Origin of the sequence: Enterovibrio gelatinilyticus, from assembly GCF_028683095.1 — a bacterium.
In the GTDB taxonomy this organism is placed as follows: domain Bacteria; phylum Pseudomonadota; class Gammaproteobacteria; order Enterobacterales; family Vibrionaceae; genus Enterovibrio; species Enterovibrio gelatinilyticus.
On sequence record NZ_JAJUBC010000011.1, the window covers coordinates 17,514 to 35,537 of the forward strand.

Annotated in this window: 18 protein-coding genes and 1 riboswitch; of the genes, 7 read left to right on the top strand and 11 right to left on the bottom strand. The window is 46.4% G+C overall.

Annotation, left to right across the window (positions count from 1 at the left end):
* Positions 1–89: 89 nt before the first annotated feature.
* The 4 genes from LRP50_RS11025 to LRP50_RS11040 all read right to left on the bottom strand — a co-directional run bounded on the left by LRP50_RS11025 (position 90) and on the right by LRP50_RS11040 (position 4,735).
* On the bottom strand, positions 90–1,661 hold the full coding sequence (locus LRP50_RS11025; RefSeq protein WP_274164516.1) for a BCCT family transporter: 1,572 nt from the start codon (positions 1,659–1,661) through the stop codon (positions 90–92).
* Between the two features lie 68 nt (positions 1,662–1,729).
* A complete protein-coding gene (locus tag LRP50_RS11030) occupies positions 1,730–2,719 on the bottom strand; it encodes a membrane dipeptidase (protein WP_274164517.1) in 990 nt (329 codons plus the stop codon).
* A 38-nt stretch (positions 2,720–2,757) separates the two neighbouring features.
* Entirely contained in the window at positions 2,758–4,206 is a 1,449-nt protein-coding gene (locus LRP50_RS11035) for an aldehyde dehydrogenase family protein (RefSeq protein WP_274164518.1), read from the bottom strand.
* 124 nt (positions 4,207–4,330) lie between these two features.
* Positions 4,331–4,735, bottom strand: a complete 405-nt coding sequence (locus tag LRP50_RS11040) for a RidA family protein (RefSeq protein WP_274164519.1) — start codon at positions 4,733–4,735, stop codon at positions 4,331–4,333.
* 145 nt (positions 4,736–4,880) lie between these two features.
* Here LRP50_RS11040 and LRP50_RS11045 point away from each other — a divergent pair, with 145 nt between their 5' ends.
* From LRP50_RS11045 to LRP50_RS11060, 4 genes are all read left to right on the top strand, one after another.
* Complete coding sequence (locus tag LRP50_RS11045) at positions 4,881–5,789, top strand: LysR family transcriptional regulator (protein ID WP_274164520.1); 909 nt, start codon at positions 4,881–4,883, stop codon at positions 5,787–5,789.
* Positions 5,790–5,941: 152 nt separating this feature from the next.
* Positions 5,942–6,370: a thioredoxin TrxC gene (gene trxC, locus LRP50_RS11050; protein ID WP_274164521.1), complete on the top strand. Its 429-nt coding sequence runs from the start codon at positions 5,942–5,944 to the stop codon at positions 6,368–6,370.
* 263 nt (positions 6,371–6,633) lie between these two features.
* Positions 6,634–7,014, top strand: a complete 381-nt coding sequence (locus LRP50_RS11055; protein ID WP_274164522.1) for a hypothetical protein — start codon at positions 6,634–6,636, stop codon at positions 7,012–7,014.
* Between the two features lie 21 nt (positions 7,015–7,035).
* Complete coding sequence (locus LRP50_RS11060) at positions 7,036–8,421, top strand: class II fumarate hydratase (protein ID WP_274164523.1); 1,386 nt, start codon at positions 7,036–7,038, stop codon at positions 8,419–8,421.
* A gap of 301 nt (positions 8,422–8,722) precedes the next feature.
* Here LRP50_RS11060 and LRP50_RS11065 read toward each other — a convergent pair whose 3' ends face one another.
* From LRP50_RS11065 to LRP50_RS11075, 3 genes are all read right to left on the bottom strand, one after another.
* Positions 8,723–9,157, bottom strand: a complete 435-nt coding sequence (locus tag LRP50_RS11065) for a hypothetical protein (protein WP_274164524.1) — start codon at positions 9,155–9,157, stop codon at positions 8,723–8,725.
* Between the two features lie 668 nt (positions 9,158–9,825).
* On the bottom strand, positions 9,826–10,068 hold the full coding sequence (locus LRP50_RS11070; RefSeq protein ID WP_274164525.1) for a hypothetical protein: 243 nt from the start codon (positions 10,066–10,068) through the stop codon (positions 9,826–9,828).
* Between the two features lie 15 nt (positions 10,069–10,083).
* The gene (locus tag LRP50_RS11075; RefSeq protein ID WP_274164526.1) at positions 10,084–10,242 is read right to left on the bottom strand and encodes a hypothetical protein; all 159 of its coding nucleotides are present in this window, start codon (positions 10,240–10,242) and stop codon (positions 10,084–10,086) included.
* A gap of 177 nt (positions 10,243–10,419) precedes the next feature.
* Here LRP50_RS11075 and LRP50_RS11080 point away from each other — a divergent pair, with 177 nt between their 5' ends.
* A complete protein-coding gene (locus LRP50_RS11080; RefSeq protein WP_274164527.1) occupies positions 10,420–11,451 on the top strand; it encodes an extracellular solute-binding protein in 1,032 nt (343 codons plus the stop codon).
* 656 nt (positions 11,452–12,107) lie between these two features.
* Here the strand turns inward: LRP50_RS11080 and pcp are convergent.
* Genes pcp through LRP50_RS11095 form a run of 3 tightly spaced genes read right to left on the bottom strand, consistent with a single transcriptional unit; the run spans position 12,108 to position 14,386 of the window.
* Positions 12,108–12,746, bottom strand: coding sequence for a pyroglutamyl-peptidase I (pcp, locus tag LRP50_RS11085; protein ID WP_274164528.1), 639 nt, complete (start codon positions 12,744–12,746; stop codon positions 12,108–12,110).
* A gap of 8 nt (positions 12,747–12,754) precedes the next feature.
* Entirely contained in the window at positions 12,755–13,660 is a 906-nt protein-coding gene (locus LRP50_RS11090; protein ID WP_274164529.1) for a DUF979 domain-containing protein, read from the bottom strand.
* A 3-nt stretch (positions 13,661–13,663) separates the two neighbouring features.
* Positions 13,664–14,386 carry a DUF969 domain-containing protein gene (locus LRP50_RS11095; RefSeq protein ID WP_274164530.1) on the bottom strand — a complete coding sequence of 241 codons (723 nt, stop codon included), beginning with the start codon at positions 14,384–14,386 and terminating at the stop codon, positions 13,664–13,666.
* Positions 14,387–14,839: 453 nt separating this feature from the next.
* Here LRP50_RS11095 and LRP50_RS11100 point away from each other — a divergent pair, with 453 nt between their 5' ends.
* Positions 14,840–15,412, top strand: coding sequence for a hypothetical protein (locus tag LRP50_RS11100; protein ID WP_274164531.1), 573 nt, complete (start codon positions 14,840–14,842; stop codon positions 15,410–15,412).
* 121 nt (positions 15,413–15,533) lie between these two features.
* The gene (locus LRP50_RS11105; RefSeq protein ID WP_274164532.1) at positions 15,534–16,061 is read left to right on the top strand and encodes a L,D-transpeptidase family protein; all 528 of its coding nucleotides are present in this window, start codon (positions 15,534–15,536) and stop codon (positions 16,059–16,061) included.
* Positions 16,062–16,210: 149 nt separating this feature from the next.
* On the opposite strand, the gene gbpA is transcribed toward LRP50_RS11105, so the two are convergent.
* On the bottom strand, positions 16,211–17,773 hold the full coding sequence (gene gbpA / locus LRP50_RS11110; RefSeq protein ID WP_274164533.1) for an N-acetylglucosamine-binding protein GbpA: 1,563 nt from the start codon (positions 17,771–17,773) through the stop codon (positions 16,211–16,213).
* A gap of 140 nt (positions 17,774–17,913) precedes the next feature.
* Positions 17,914–18,016: riboswitch (cyclic di-GMP riboswitch) on the bottom strand.
* Positions 18,017–18,024: the final 8 nt, after the last annotated feature.

An 18,024-nucleotide genomic window follows, 5' to 3' on the forward strand; every position in this document is an offset into this window, starting at 1 on the left:
AGGCCGTTCCTCAGCCTTTCTAGAGTATCGAGAACAACGCCTATTGGCGTTGTCCTGATAATGCGTCGAATCAGATATCAAGTTCGGAGTTAATCAAACCCTTGCGCTTTTGCCATCTGCCGAGCAATTTTCGGCCCATTCCACAGGGCTGGCAAAAGAATCAAAGAGACGGGCACAGCTGTAATTACAATGAATGATTGCAAGGCTGACACCCCACCTGACCCCAATGAGATAAGAATGATGGCAACCGCCCCCATCATCACACCCCAGAAAGTACGCATCAGTCCATTCGGGTTCAGATCTCCACTGATCACCACACTGATGGTGTAGGTCATGGAGTCACCGGTTGTTACGATGAATATCGTGGTCAATATCAAGAACAAGATCGAAATCAGTGTTGGGAATGGCAATTGTTGCGTAATCGCCAACAGCGAAGCAGGAAGATTAAAGCCTTCAAATGCCTTACTTACCGAACCTGGCTCTGCCATTTCAAACGCCAAACCGGAGCCACCGACAATGGTGAACCAGAAAAAGGTGATCAAGGGAGCAATAATGCTAATGGTGACAATCAACTGACGTATGGTTCTTCCTCGCGAGATACGTGCAATAAAGATCGCCATCATTGGCCCATAACCCAAGAACCAGCCCCAGAAAAACACGGTCCACCAGCTCAACCAACCCATGTCTCCACGGAACGTTGCCATCGGAATAAACTTATCAATCATGGTACCCACGCCTTGCACGTAGCCATTGATGATAAAGTCAGTGGGTCCGACTAATAAAATGTAAGCCATGAGCGCCACAGCAAGAATCACGTTGTATCGACTGAGGATCTGGATACCACGGTTCACACCGCTCAACGCTGAAATGGTATAGATAGCGATGGCGAACAGAATGATAATAAATTGAGTAGTAAAGCCATCGGGTAACGCAAACAAAGCATTCAAGGCATAGCTGATTTGTAGGCCTAGAAAGCCAATAGGGCCGATCGTGCCCGCCGCCACAGCAACGATACAACACGCATCAATCACTGCACCGAGCCAACCTTTCATCGCACGATCACCAAACACTGGGTACAGCAAGGTACGTGGTTTAAGCGGCAAGCCTTTGTCATAATGCAGGTGCATAAGAACAATGGTGGTTAAGGTGCCAAGAATCGCCCACGCGAGGAAACCCCAATGCATAAAGGATTGTGCAAGTGCATTGAAGGCTTGGCGTTGAATGTTGTCTTCAGGCACACCAAAAAGCGGAGGAGGATTCACAAAGTGCGCAATAGGCTCTGCGGCAGCCCAAAACACACCACCGCCAGCCAGCAAGGTACATAGAATGATGGCTAGCCACTTGAACGTATCCAATTCAGGCTTATCCATCGCGCCAAGGCGAACTTTGCCCGTAGAAGGATTGAACGCCAAGGCGATCCCAATCAAAAAGGTGGCGAGTAGCAATAATTGCCAGTAAGGGCCGAATATTCTCACACTCCAACTGAAGCCACTATTCACCATGCTGGAAAGCAGTTGGTTGTCGACCAACGCCATCACCACAAAAGCGGTAAGAAAGCCGCCACTTAGCCAAAGTACGGGGTTGTCTAACCCCAATTTGACCCAAATACTTTGCTGTTTTTGTGTCTCTGTTGTCTTCTCGGTATTGAGTAAATCAGACATCATCTGTCTCCACGTCTTAGCAGACTGTATTTAATCCTTGTGAGCGGGCTAAGCCCGCACTGCGATTGTTAGTGAGTTGGTTTTAAACCCGCTTCCAAGAAATTGAGCCAATTTCGCCCCATCACCGCGGTGACTTCTGCTTCGTTGAACCCAATATCGCGCAATCCCTGATAAATATTGTTCATACCACTACTGTCTGGGAACCACGGCAGTGCCGCTGGCCACCCAGCATTTGAAGCCGAGCCTTCTCCATAATCGGGGCTTTTCGACCATTTACCATTTCGCATCCAATCCAACACACTTTGTGGTTGGTTCAGACACAAATCACTTCCTATTGCCAAATGCTCCACGCCAAATTCATTAGCGGTGTCGGCTATCATCTGACAGAACGTATCTAGGCTACACTTGCTCCCATCCGGTAAATGAAACGGATAAAGGCTAAAACCCAACAATCCGCCACGCGCCGTGAGCGCCTGAATAACATCCCCGGATTTGTTTCTTAATGCTGCATGCGCTTTTGTCGGATTGGCGTGACTGATGCAAATCGGGCGAGAAGACAGATCAATAGCTTCCAACGTTGAACGTTCCGCGCTATGGGACATATCAATCACCATGCCGACACGATTCATTTCTTCAATGACCTGCTTACCAAATCGCGTCATGCCCGCGTCATCTTTTTCGTAGCACCCAGTCGCCAACAAGCTTTGGTTGTTGTAAGTCAGTTGCATGATCAATAGACCTTGCTTACGCATCACTTCAACCAGCCCGATTTCATCATCAATTGGGGAGCAATTTTGCGCGCCAAAGAAGATACCGACTTTGCCAAGGCGTTTAGCTTCTCGCACGTCATCCATCGACATCACTGGCATGATGAGATCCGCGTTGCGTTCAAAAAGCAGATTCCACTCAGCAAAACGGGTCAAGGTTTCTCTGGCATTCTCGTGATACACCAAGGTCGCATGTACCGTGGTTACCCCGCTTTTCTGTAGCGACTGAAAATAGGAGCGATCCCAATAGCAGTACTGCAACCCGTCGATGATGATTTCATTTTGGTACATGGCAACTCCTTGCTCGAAACGAGTAACGGTGTCCGCGATTAGTACGGGCGTTGGTACGCAGTTTTCACAATGGTGTAAAAATCCCGCGCGTACATGCCTTGCTCTCTTGGACCAAAGCTCGATTCTTTTCTTCCACCAAATGGCACGTGATAATCCGTACCCGCTGTCGGCAAGTTGACCATCACACACCCTGTCTGAGCTTGTTGCTTAAACAACGCGCTGTTTTTCAAACTGGTGGTGACAATACCTGCGGTGAGGCCAAAGCGCGTGTCATTCGCGTTAGCAATGGCTTCTTCAAGGGAATGAACACGTTGAACACAAGCCATAGGCGCAAACAGTTCTTCTTGATTCACATCCCAGCTGTTTTGCGTATTAACAAACAGGGTTGGCGACATATAGAAGCCGTCATGCTCACGAGACAAGCGGTCCCCACCAATGACAAGTTCGCCACCCAGTTCACGAGCACGGTCTACCCACGCTAGGTTTGATGACAGCTGTTTTTCATCAACGACAGGTCCCATGAACACACCTTCATCCAAAGCATGCCCCACTTTTAACTGAGCCATACGCTGAGACAGCGCATCAACGTAAGCATCGTGAATGCTATCCATTACGATAAGGCGCGATGACGCGGTACACTTCTGCCCTGCTCCCGAAAACGAACCCGCAATGGTTGCTTCCACAGCAACTTGCAAGTCGGCATCGTCTGCAATGATCAAAGCGTTCTTGCTGCCCATTTCTAACTGGCAACGCACGAAGTTTGGCGCTGTCGCTGCCGCAACTTTTCGCCCAACATCCACAGAACCCGTGAAGCTCACTGCATCAATGTCAGCGCTATTGATCAGGCTATCGCCCACTGCGCCGCCAGAACCCAGAACCAAATTGAAAGCACCTGCAGGCAAACCCGAACGGTGAATAATATCCGCTAAGGCCACAGCACTGGCTGGGGTCAGGTTTGCAGGCTTCCAAATCACACTGTTGCCAAACGCCAATGCGGGTGCGATTTTCCAAGACGCTGTCGCAGTCGGAAAATTCCACGGAGAGATGATAGCCACCACGCCAACGGCTTCGCGGGTTACTTCGACTTGCACACCCGGTCTGACTGACTCTGCAATGTCACCCATCTGACGTAACACTTCTGCTGCGTAATACTGAAAGAATTGACCCGCGCGATACACTTCACCACGCCCTTCCGCAAACGGCTTGCCCTCTTCACAAGACAATAAACGCCCCAACTCATCGCAGCGAGCAATCAACTCGTCACCAATGGTTTGCAGCACTTTTTGCTTTTGCTCCAACGGTGTTTTTTCCCACGTTGGCTGTGCTTCTCGGGCACATGCTATTGCCATCTGAACTTGCGCTTCACTGGCCTGCGCGTAATCTCCGAGGGATTCACGGATGTTTGATGGGTTGATATTGGCAACTGTGCTTGTACCTTGTTGCCATTCACCACCGATATAGAGGGCGCTTTCCGTGTTGTGCGTCATATGATGCTCCTTATGTTTTTCAATTCCGTTCTCTTTACATTTGCCTTAGCAAATGTCTTGGCGAAAATCGCTCTGCAAATTCCGCTGCTTAATCGCCTGAAGTCGAAAAAGCAGCTGGATACATTTATTGTGGCACAGCGGCATAAACGACCAATTCAATCAACATGCCTTCACGCGCTAAACCCGCCACAACCATTGCCGCTCGGTTCGGAAACGGCGCAGAAAAGTACTCTGCATAGATCTTATTTACCTGAGGGAGGTCATCACGATCTGTTACGTAGATCAGAACTTGCAATACGGCATCGCTATCTACGCCAGCGGCGTTAAGCGTGTGCATGAGATTCCCCATGGTTTGGCGGGTTTGCGCTTCTATTCCGCCATCCACCAAGTTGCCATCGCCATCAATAGGGATTTGCGCTGTATACAGCGTCCCGTTATGTGTGACGACCCACTCAAGAGGAGCTTTGGATGCAAAAAGCTCGGTTTGATAAACCCTCTTCTTAGGCATAGAAAGAGATAAAGCTGACATGGATTTCCTTATCATTTGGCGCAATTGTTAATACATGGTTAAATCCTGCCTCACAACGCTTGATAAATCTAACGGTTAATTTTTGACAATTGTTCAGTTTTACTTATCAATATAGAAAAGGCTCATTAGCAAAAGGATGGCGGGCGTGGACATCAAACTTCAGCAACTCAAACATTTCTCGTTGGTTGCAGAACAAAGAGGGTTTAGGGCTGCCGCATCAAAGGCAAATCGCTCTCAAGCCGCCCTATCGACTTCAGTAAAAGAGTTGGAAAGGATTCTTGGGCAAACGCTTTTTGATTCGGGGCACAAAGCTAAATTGACGCCATTTGGGGAGTTCTGTTTACCGAAAATCAACGCGTTTCTCAGCCGCTATGATGATCTCAATTCAGATTTACGCGCTGCCGCTGCAGGACAACGAGGGCAAGTACGAATTGCCAGCGTGCCCTCAGTCGCCGCTAAGCTTATTCCTGGCATTTTGGCTGACTATACAGACAGCCACCCCAACGTGGAGGTAGCCCTGATAGACGACAATGCCGCAGGCGTCGAAGCACGTTTGCTGGCAGGCGATGTTGATTTAGCATTGGGGAACTGTTTGCACATTCAGGATGAACGAATCGAATTCACCCGCCTTATGGAAGATCCTATTGGCGTTGTTTGCCTTCGCGACCATACATTGGCATCAACAAATGCCCCCTTAGAATGGGAAGCGCTCACGCCTTTCCCGTTTGTTAAAAACGGCACCTGCTCCCTGTTGGAGCCTACGCCTGCGAATGTGCTTGCAGCTAACGCCCTCTATAGTGTTGAGAACATTACTTCGCTATTTTCGGTATTAGAGTTAGGCATTGGTATCACCACACTCCCCAAGCTGGCCTTTCCTGAATACTCTGAACACCTTTGCTGGTTGCCCCTCGCCTCGCCAGATGTCGAAAGGCAAATTGGGGTATTCCGCTTACGTGACCGATACATTTCGCCACAAGCATATGACTTCTTCGAAATGTGTATTTCGTCGTTGCGCACCATCGAGCCACATGGCAATCATCATCAACCCAGATAAAAAACTCCGCTCAATAGTTCCGACCAATAGCGGCTAGCTATCAAAGTCATAGACAAAACCCAATGGTGTTTTGTCTATGAGCGGTTTAGTCTACTAACCATAAGCCAAACAGCTATAAACTGAACAATACAAAACAAGGGAAAGGTTTGATTATGAGTACATTAACCGTGCGTTGCCCCCACTGCCAAAAACTGAATCGCATTCCGGCAGAACGTGTTGATGACAACCCAAGTTGTGGCGTGTGTAAATCATCACTGATCAACGGCAAGCCTATCGAAGGTACCGAAGCCAACATGGACGCACTGATTGCATCAGGAAAACCTGTCGTGATTGACTTCTGGGCACCTTGGTGCGGACCTTGCCAAAGCTTTGGGCCAATATTTGAAGCCACAGCAGCTACCAAAGGCGATGACGTCATCTTCGTCAAAGTAAACACCGAACAAGAACAACAGTTGGGAGCGAAATACCGCATCAGAAGTATTCCGACCATCATGGTATTCAAAGAGGGAAAAATGGCGAACCAAATCAATGGTGCGCTGCCGCAGTCGGAATTCACGGCTTGGTTAGATCAGTCCATTTAATCTGACGTTAACGCGCCTCCCGTTTTGTTCCTCCACATGAGAAACAAAACAAGAAACAAGGGCACGGTGTGCCCTTTTTTTCTTGCCACTCAGCTTTTCACCCGTCAAAGCGTCATGTTTATCCGTATATCAACCAACATCGGCCCTCCCCCTTAACGCTTTCATGTTTCAACCAGAAGACATATCAAACGCAGGGTTGTTATAAGATGCATTAAATGATAATAATTATCATTGCAGTTTAGGTGGGCGAATTGAGGCTGAGAATGGATGCAGAACAACAACACTATAACGCGTATTTCAAAGCGAAAGATCGGTTCGATGCGGACAAGATCGCCTTTGGCTTCGAACCCGATATCGTGCAGAGATTTGTGCAATCAGGATTAATGTTGGCGTCCTATCATGAACTTGGCGCCGAAAACGAAAACATCATTTTGAACGAACTCTTTCTTCGTCAGGTCTATTTCAGGCTACTTGATGCCATTCAAAGCCCCCACAAAAGCCATCATTTTCGACGAGTATGTCTTGATGCGGTTCATAGCCCGCTTTATGCACTGCAAAGACACTACGTGCAAGTGCCCGACGGTGACAGAAAATTCATTCAGCTTCAAATGCTGCTACAACATCTTCAAGCACCGTTAGATTGATTTCATAAGGACAGGACAGATATGACGCAAACATTCCGCACAGAAACAGACAGCATGGGCGACGTGAAAGTCCCAGAAAATGCCCTGTATCAGGCACAAACTCAGCGCGCTATCGACAACTTCACATTCAGCAAACACACCATGCCTATCACTTTTATCAAAGCATTGGCATACATCAAGCAGTCCGCCGCACTCACCAATACCCAGCTTGGTTTACTCGAAGGTGACATTGCACAAGTGATTGCAGAGTCTGCACAAGACATCATCAATGATCAACATCTCGATCAGTTCCCCATTGACGTGTTCCAGACAGGTTCGGGCACCAGTTCAAACATGAATGCAAATGAAGTGATCGCGACCCTTGCGAGTAAATCGTTAGGTGGCAACGTGTCTCCCAATGATCACGTCAATATGGGACAAAGCAGCAATGATGTTATACCAACAGCAATTCAAATCAGTAGCGTATTGAGCGTTGAAAAGCGTTTACTGCCTGCCCTAGAGCATTTGATTTCAACATTGAGCGAAAAGCGTATTGAAATTGGTCGTACGGTAAAAACGGGTCGTACCCATTTAATGGATGCAATGCCCGTTACTTTCGACCAAGAACTGGCTGGATGGCAATATCAAATTGACCACGCAAAATGCGCTATTGAGCAAAGCTTGCCTGCGGTACGCGCCCTTGCACAAGGTGCTACAGCCGTCGGTACGGGTATTAATGCTGACCCTCGTTTTGCCGCGATGTTCGCGGATAACCTGTCACAGCTGACGAAGACCTCCTTCACGCCAAGCGTGAATTTCTTCTTTAATCTCAGTAGTCAAGACGCCATAGTGGCGCTCTCAGGCCAGTTAAAAACCGCCGCTGTCGCCATCATGAAGATTGCCAACGATTTACGCTGGATGAACTCAGGCCCGTTAGCCGGATTGGGTGAAATTGAGCTTCAAGCGTTGCAGCCAGGTTCGTCGATCATGCCGGGGAAAGTGAATCCTGTCATACCCGAAGCCGCAGCGATGGCGTCAGCACAAGTGATAGGTAACGACACGACCATTACCATTGCAGGTCAATCGGGTAATTTCCAGCTCAATGTCATGCTACCGGTTATCGCGCATAACATTCTAGAAAGTATCGACTTACTGGCAAACACCGCAAACGCGCTCGCCGACAAAGCCATCAAAAACTTTACCGTGCGAGAGGACAACCTCAACATAGCCTTGGCAAAGAATCCGATTTTAGTCACGGCACTAAACCCGGTGATCGGGTATTTAAAAGCGGCTAAAATCGCGAAGAAAGCCTACAAGGAAGGACGAGCAATCATTGATGTGGCGGAAGAAGAGACTGACTTAGACAGAGATACACTAGAACGCTTGCTAGACCCAACAACGCTAACGAAAGGCGGCGTTGCAAATTAATGTAGGAACACCAAATAAAAAATGCCCTCATAAAGAGGGCTATATTGCTCGTTGTTGACGAGCACACATTCTATATAAAAGATGAAATAGGGAAACATTACACTTCATCACTCAGACAAACCTATTTCAAATGTGTTTTGAGAACACACATACTGACTATCCATGTCAACGATAACTTAGTAAATTAAACGCAGTCTGCGTTTAAAGAATAAAAATGGGCAGGCAAAATGGAGTCTTTCATTTTGCTGTTTTTGTCTACCTGCCCAAACTGAATACGATAACTATTCCCTCTCTACATGCTCTAACTCTTATTTAATGTATCAGAGATAAATCTTTTCCTTGTACCATCATCTCTAACCAAAGCGCCGCTATAGCTTAGTCGATATCTAAATTCGTCCACGCCCGACTCACCATCGATAGTTAAGAAACAAAACTTACGACCTTGACGACAATCGATGTGGTAATTACCTAACTCTCGTATCTTAGTAACATACTGTCTCGACTCCCCCGCCATTGGCTTCATCACGACTTTAGACACAACAACTTTTCGATTCACCGTATCAACAAACCGCAGCGTTTCCTTCGCCAGCGTCGTATCTTCGTCGAACTCTGAATAGTAATACCCATCAATTTTCAATGTCGCATTTAGTTTTGCTTCTTTAACACCATCCTGATTTACACAAGAAGAAATTGCTAACCCTAGCAGAGGTATTAGTGCATATTTTATCATTTGCATGGGAAACACTCCCCAGTTAACGATGTTATTTTATCTGTTATTTATATTTATTGTGTTTCTATGTAAAACTTTCATCCAAATAAAAAGAGCCATTCCCCGTAGAAAGACAACCTAGCCAATTATAAAGAACATCAGGAAAGGAGTGGAAACCTAATGTTCTTTATAAATACGATTATTTACCCTATTAAATAATCGCGTTTTCTTTCTACGCTTTTAGCTTTGACCAGAATGTTGTTTTTTAAAAGGACAAATGTGTTCTTTAAAGAATTATTGACTCAAATAATAAACATGAATGTCGTTATATTTTACAAAATAGTTACATTTAGAGTAATTACGTCATTCATGCTAGCGCCCACAGTCACTGCCCATAAAAACATAACTCACTGTTATAAATAAATTATTTCTAGATTTCCCTGTTGATACAGTAATGTCGGTTTGGTAAAGAAAAACCCAAGGGAAAACCATGAATTTTTTTCTCAACCCAACTCGCACTAAAAAGCCCTCTCAAGGAGGGCTTCAACGTCAATTTTGTGCACAGAGTGATTACGCGATGAACATCTGACTAACCAAACATGCACCGTTCAACCCGACAAACAAGAACGAGCGGTTGAAGTACCGCTTACCAATTTTGGTTGTCACCGAGGGATCAACATTCACGGTGCGATAACTTAGCGCTCCGATCGTTGCATCTGTCGGGTTTGATTCATGGTGCGCGAACCCGCGCCTCCATAGGTGTTAATGTCATAACGATTTGGGGAATAACCTCTACTCATTCGGTAATGCAGATCTAACTTTTTAAGGTCAATGCCATGTAAATCGAGAAGACGTTCAATAACGGTATTAATTTCAGCCTGAGGCGTGTTTTGTTTTCGCAGGAAGTAGTATAGGTTCTCTGCGCGTGCTTGGTTCATCAGCGATACCTCCCTTCAATTTGATGGTGAAATTGTAGTCTTTTTCGTCAGCGAGATAATCAGCAATTCCAGCAAATCATCCTTACTCATTGGTAATAATCCGTCTCCCTTTTTCATTTCCCTAAAAATTGTTCTTTGTGTTGTTGCTTTTGTGTTGCCTGAACCGTATTTCATGGGTAATATCCCGCGACTTTTCGCCCGAAGCGCCCATCAGCTCTACGATGCGAAGGGTTTTAACACCCGAAAAACCTACGAAAATGGCTGACATTTTCAAACACTAAGTGATGGAGAAACCTCTCTTTTCGCTGTATGAATGCTCCCGACACACGGGACTTGGAGTGGATAACACCAATGAAGAAATGGTCTGCGATTCTGGCCAGCGCTGCTTGTGCAGTTGCTATGTTCACCACACCTGCGAAAGCAGAAAACGATCAACTTATTTTCGCGAATTGGGGACCTTACCTCTCCACCGAGTTGCTTGAGCAATTCACACGCGAAACCGGCATCAAGGTGATTTACTCAACTTATGAGTCAAACGAAACCCTGTATGCAAAAATGAAGACGCACCCTGAAGGGTATGATCTTGTGGTGCCATCAACTTACTTCGTTGCCAAAATGCGCGATGAGGATATGTTGCAGAAGCTTGACCTTTCTAAGTTGAATAACTTCAACGAGCTAGACAAAAACTACCTCGACAAGCCATTCGACCCAAACAATGACTACTCGATCCCTCACGTGATTGCGATGACGGGTCTGGCAGTGAACACTGATATGTACAATCCTGACGACTTCAAAAGCTGGGCTGACCTGTGGAACCCAGAGCTAGAAGGTCAAATCATGCTGATGGACGACACCCGTGAGGTGTTCCACATTGCATTGCGTAAACTGGGTTACTCGGGTAACTCAACCGATCCTAAGCAAATCGACGAAGCGTACGAAGAGTTGAAAAAACTGATGCCAAACGTATTAGTGTTTAACTCTGATAACCCTGCGAACCCATACATGTCTGGTGAAGTTGGCCTAGGCATGTTGTGGAACGGCTCTGCGGCTGCAGCGCAACGCGAAGGCTTGCCTATTGAGCTTGTGTGGCCGGAAGAAGGCGGTATTTTCTGGGTAGATAGCCTGTCTATTCCAAAGAACGCAAAGAACGTTGAAGCGGCACATAAAATGATCGACTTCCTTCTACGTCCAGAGATTGCTGCGAAAATCAGCGCAGATACGGGTTATCTAACAGCGGTTGAGAAATCAAACTCTGCATACAAAGACAACCCAACACTGTTCCCACCACAAGAAGATATCGACCGAGGTGAGTGGCAAGATGCTGTTGGCGAATTGACTGAGAAATACGAGAATTATTTCCTTCGCCTTAAAACTGGCGAATAACCACCGCCATACCTCTATCTATATTTTATACAGATACCAAAAACCGCTCAAAAGAGCGGTTTTTTTTATGCCGACCTCATCCACCGATTCCCTTCTTTCTGGTGCACACCAGTGAAACTGCCGCGATATATTGATTAACGAGAGCATGTGGATTTGCAGACTTTGTTGCCATTTCTCCATGTAGAGCGAGCGGGTAAATACATTAAATACTAATTTAGAAATCAATCCATTAGACACACATGCTTTACAATAAGTCTCACAATTAACACTTAGTTATCACCTTCAGAATAGGTAGTATCTTGCGTGAAAGTCCCAACATCAGCGTATATATTTCGCAAAGGCTTCAAACGATCGTTTTCTATTCACCCCAGTGGCCGCTTGCTACCCAGATATTTGCTTACATCAGCGTCTTTTTGGCGACTTGCATCGTGGGGTAATTTTTTATCGGTAACAAATTCACCTCCGATAACGCTAAACATCAACCTCCCTGATTTTACGTCACCAAAACGGCACACCATGTAGGCTTTGAGGATGTCTGCATGCAAAAAAGCCCATCGCAGAAAAAATCCGAGATGGGCTCAAGAGATATTACTTTAGCTGGACTGCTTATCGACCTAGTATGATTCAACTAAATCGATGAGTATGCCACCGTAAAATCAGCAGATTTTACCAGCACCAACAGCGATATCATGCTTGTTATCTAGTACAGATTGCGCAGCAACTTTCAAGCCTTCCACAATGGTTTCAAGAGACATAGACGGCTGATCTGTCGCTGCCGCTTGCTCAGGTAACAATGGAATGTGAATAAATCCATGTCCAATATCCGTGTCACGCAAAAAGTGCTGCACACCGTAGAACACATGGTTACAAACAAACGTGCCCGCGGTATTTGAAACCGTACAAGGGATCCCTTTTTCCTGCATCGCCTGCGTCATCGCTTTAATCGGTAGCGTACTGAAGTAAGCATCTGGGCCATCGTCAAAAATAGGCTCATCAATGGGCTGATTGCCACCATTGTCCGGAATGCGAAAATCATCAATGTTAATCGCGATGCGCTCGGGAGTAATCGCATTGCGACCTGCTGCCTGTCCCACGGTAATAACAAATGTTGGCTGGTGATGCTCAATCGCCTTTGTTACCGCGTCAATTGCGTCATACCGTGTCACTGGCACTTCGCACGTGACAATTTCGCCACCATTCAACTTAAGCCCATCCAGTCGTTGTACCGCTTCAAGCGCTGGGTTAACGGATGCACCACCAAAAGGCTCGAAGCCCGTAATCAATACTTTTCTCATCACTTCTCTCAGAATGCAAAGCTATACATCACGAAGATGTTGAAGGCTAAAATACTTAGACCTGGCAACACCTGCATCAAAATAACATGGTGCTTGTTTTTGAGTTCAAGCAAGGCTGCTGGCACAACATTGAAATTGGCAGCCATAGGTGTCATTAGCGTACCGCAGTAACCGGAAAGCATACCCAACACACCAATGATCGCCGCGTTGCCGCCGTTTTCTAGCACCAACAATGGAATACCGATACCCGTTGTTATCACAGCAAAAGCTGCAAATGCATTACCCATGACCACAGTGAAAATGGTCATGCCCACACAGTACGCAATCACGTTCACCAAAAGCATATTTTCCGGGATCATCATTTTCACGATCTGCGCAACGGTGTCACCCACACCCGCTTGATTGAAAAGATAACCTAGGGCAGCGAGAAACTGTGACAAGATGGCAGCCCAGCCGATCGAGTCGATTAATCGTCGGCCTTCATTGAGGCTATGCATCGGTTTACTTTTGGTGATCATCAATGCAACTGCAATCGACGCAATCGAACTAATGCCAAGACCCACTAATGCACCCAGAGACGTCAACTGACTGATAGCGACCGTACCCACAGGGACAATTGCAGCGGGAATAAAGAGTTTGTTTTTCAGCACCGTCGCCGTTTGTTTACGCTCTTCTTCTGTTGTAGTGCGATAGTTACCCACACCCATAAAGCCGCCTGCTGCCAATGCAGTTAGCGCAAGCACCATCAAGCCAGTGACCCAATGAGGGATAATGGCTCCAAACAAGAACGTCATACCGTAGATAAGCCAAAAGAGGCCGCTACCGATACGTTTAGGGTTTTCCTTATCGAGGAAACTTTGGAGAGAAAAAGCGAGAAGCAGTAAACCCGTGGTTTGGTAAATGTATTCTAACATCGGTTACTTTCCTTCTTTCTGCGTATTCGCGCTTGCAGACGCTTTAACATCAGATTGAACCGAAGACTTAAGAAGCCTCGCTTCCATGATCTTACTGAAAATAACAAACACGACGAATGAAGCAATGGCGGTAGGAAGCGCCCACAGTGCCATCGTTTCCAACTTAACATCCAGTTGGTTATCAGCCATCACACCCTTGATCAATAGAATGCCACCAGTACCGATAAACAGTAGTTGGCTGAAGAAGTTACCAAAGTTTTCACTGGCTGCAGAAAGCGCACGTATTGACTGACGTTTTGCATCAGATAGATTTGGCGCGTCTTTTTCCGCCGCTGCCTCAGCCATTGGTGCAATCAAAGGGCGAATCATGGATGGATGACCACCAATGCTCAATCCCATACCGTTTGTGACTTTTCTCAGCAGTAAATATGTCATTAGAATCTTACTGACCGACGCCTTTTTCATTGAACCAATCAGTGCTTCAGCACGTTGACGAAGTCCAAAGCGTTCAAGAATTCCTATCATTGGAAGAATAAGAATAAACAGGGACATATAGCGGTTTTGGGTAAATGATTGTCCCAAGGTAGAAAGAATATCCATAACTGCAATGTCTGCAACCAAGCCGGTTGCTACACCTGCCACCAATATTACCAATAAGGTGTTGAGCTTTAACGCTAACCCTACCGTAATTATTACCACGCCAATCAATGGCCAAAAATCAATCATGGAGCCCTCTACACGGCATTTATATATTAATGATGGTCACCGGCTTTTGCCGATAGACACCCCGAGTATACGAAAGCGCCAAACCCAGCTCCAATCAGAGATTTTTGTGGTTATAACCAATAACACCACTTAATGTGGTCAACATATAACCGAAAACTAATGTTTAACAGTAATGGCTTAATTTCAATAAGTAACGATCATAAACTTGAACATTTAACACTCAATTTTCCACCAATATAAACATATTAATGCGTAAAAAAATCATTTAGCGCACTCGATTCAATCAAAGCCGCAATAAGTGCAGAAGAACACATTTTGTCAAAGAATCGAACCGTGACCAGCCATGACTAACGGTCTCAATTTGGGAACAAAAGCAGCAAACCGACAGCGGTATACTCATGTTTGGTTTTTACCTCACGGACTCGAACTGATTTCTGTCAATAAGGATGTATGATGTCTCCGACTCGTTTGACTCTGGCCACTTTGCTACTTTCAATTAACTTGGTTGCCTGTACCACTGCCCCAAAACCCGTAAAACCAATTCAACTCTATTCAAAAAAGGAAGTGATCCAACTCTCCTACTGCTCAGAATTGGCGGACACGGCTTACTACATTGCATCTGCAAAGCTCAATGACCGGCCCAAGCAGGAGTTAATCAATCATTTCACCACTGGCGCAACAGCTCAGATAGATATCAACGCCGTAGAGCGCATTTATAGCATTAGTGTCGATAGTGCCATGGATTATGCTACGGACCTCTTTGAGCAATGTGCATTGAAAGTCGTCAACGTCTCCCCAACTCGAATAAAAGTCGCGAATTTCTGCGCACAAAAATCCATTGTAGCGAGTGGAACGTATGAGCTAAAGCAAAGCGGCGCGCCAAAAATGGATGCTTATCTCGCCTTTGCCAGCTACAAGCCCACTCGCCCTTATGAGGTGATCGACAGCATTTATGACAATACCTCCAAGGCTCAAAACCCGTCAGAAGGTGTTTGGGATGCATGTATTGATGTCATGTCAGAGTAATTTGACGAAGAAATGTCGGCTTGATAACTGTCGCGGGAGGTCATAGCGGGGATTTTGTTCTAATAATTAACAAAGAATTTTGAATCGAGTACGACTCACGTCAGGGAGCCAGTTCAACGTCATGCAACCTTTGCTTATCTTGTTACTCTCATTGCTTTTGGTGACTCCGGCAGATGCCATCGCCAGAGAGCAAACAGTCCTCGTTTCCACGAACATAAGCATCATCGATGTTGATTTGGTTAAAGTCGATAAGTCCGCTAGAAAAATGCACCTAATCCAAGGCGATAGGATTTTGAAGTCTTACTCCATTGCTCTGGGTGCAAACCCCAAAGGGCACAAGCTTCGTGAAGGTGATAAACGCACACCAGAAGGCCAATATACTCTCGACCTATTAAACGAAGAGTCTCGTTTCTATCGCTCTATTCGCATCAACTACCCAAACGATAGAGACATCAAACGTGCACAATTGCTGGGCGTCGACCCGGGTGGGCAAATCATGATACACGGGCAAAAGAACGGCAATGGCCCCCACCCAAGCGAGCAACGTGGTGCCGATTGGACAGACGGCTGCATTGCAATTGCCAATACAGAAATGGACGAATTTCTTCGCTTAGTCAAACTAGGTACACCCATCGATATCGAATGGTAACCCTACGACGCGTTTACAGTCTCATCCAGCCAAACTAAAAAGCCCGTCGCGACAGTTAGCGACGGGCTTTCATTTTCTATTTGAGTGCAAAAGCATTTGTTGAGCTTTTGCACCCAAAGTATGCATTCGGCTATTTCAGTAACGAACAGTTATTCGCAATCAAACGCGCCTTTGTCTTCCCACGCTTCAGGCGATGAAGCAGGGCTGCTATTTACCCACCACTTCGCGGCATAAAGACGACCATCAAAGATCACTTCTTCTCCACCGTTGTAGGCTTTTCCAGCTGTCCAAGCCACTGGCATTTTACTGATAAGCTTCCACGCATCGCTGTTGCTAGGTACTTCACCTTTCACCCAGTATTTCGCTTCCCACACTAGGCCATTGAAATTGACGTTCTCGCCACCCGTGTAAGTGACCGAACTTTCCCAGTTTGGATGATTCACAGCATCTGGGTCGACGCCACACTCGTCACTTTTTTCGACAAGGTGGAAGTCGAATGTTTGCTGGTCTACAAGGTTGCCTTCGCTGTCTTTCACGCGTGTTACTAGCATGTGGTGACCTGCATTGGCTTTGGTCAGCGACATACTGACGCTTTCAGACACCCCATCCGACAATGCCAGTTTTTCATAAGCCAAAGCATCTTGTGCATGGTTATATACTGTCATTTCAACACCAACGTCACCTGACGCTGTCACGGTGAAATCGAGTTCAACGCCTTCGTCAACGATCATGTATTCTGCCGCCAAACCATCAATGGTCACACCAAAGTCAGGTTCAGGAGAAGCGATCTCATAGCCTACTTCAACACGCGCTAAACCACTGTTTTTGTTCAAGTAAATTGGGTTCGCGCCATACACCGGCGTGAAGTCGCCGTTGTCAACATGTTTACCCGCTTTAATTTGGCGGTGAGCCTGATTGATTTTCGTCGCAAGATCATAAGACCAAGTGTTTGCTACACCGGCCTTATCGCTTTCAATCGTCAAACGCGTAGAAAGCTCAGGGCGTTCACCTTCGTTATCAAACACGCGAGTAAATACGGCATCACCTTGCGCCAAGTTCATCCCAGGGAAAATCTGACCCGCTTGTTGCCATTCAGGTAGTACTGGTTGATCGCCATCAAATTGCACATCGATGGCGTTATAAAAGGCTGCTGCCGTATCACCCACATCCCATACTGCAAGAATGACATGGTAACCTTCGCGCACTGGTACATCACACGCATGCACCATGGTCTTAGGTGGCTTTTCCATGTTGCCTTGCACCACGCAGAATGGGTTCAGATCCAACGACGCACGCGCCAAAGGTTGGTTTACATTCCAATCAGGTTTGGTGATGTAATATTTCCAAGTGCGAGTGACGTGGTTCGCAGTGAATGTCCATTCGAAATCATTCTTACCTGCTGAAATAGAACGCTTCACCCAACGTGATGCCGTTTGTTCATCTAGGGGAGAAAACTGAATGAGACCTGCGCTTGCCAGTTTGCCATCTTCAGGGCCGAATTCAGGAAAGCCTTCTGGGCCTTCAACGCTTTGCGGTTCCCATTGCACTTGACCGCAATCGGTATTTTGTTGCCCCGACTCTGTGCTCAATTTGCACAGAACAGCGCGACCTGCAGTGCCGTTATCAACCGCACTGATGTAGCCATGAGACATAGCACCTGCACTGAACAGTGCAGCCGCAAGGGGAAGAAGTGTAGATCGTAATTTGAGCATGTTTGTACTTCCTGAGTGTTTATAAATTCACCCACAGCACGGACAAGCGTCGCAATTGAACATTTCCTCAAGCACGCGATTCGTTGCCCTGTTATTCACAGAAGCAGGTATTCGCGCACTGGCTCTTGATAAGCCAAGAAAATGGCGGCCCCGCTGCCATAAGCTGTTACCTCTTTCTGGGTAATTGCCCTTAGACCGGAAGCTTTGCGTCCTGCTTTTTCAAGCAGTTTGCCGATAATTGTGGAACGGTC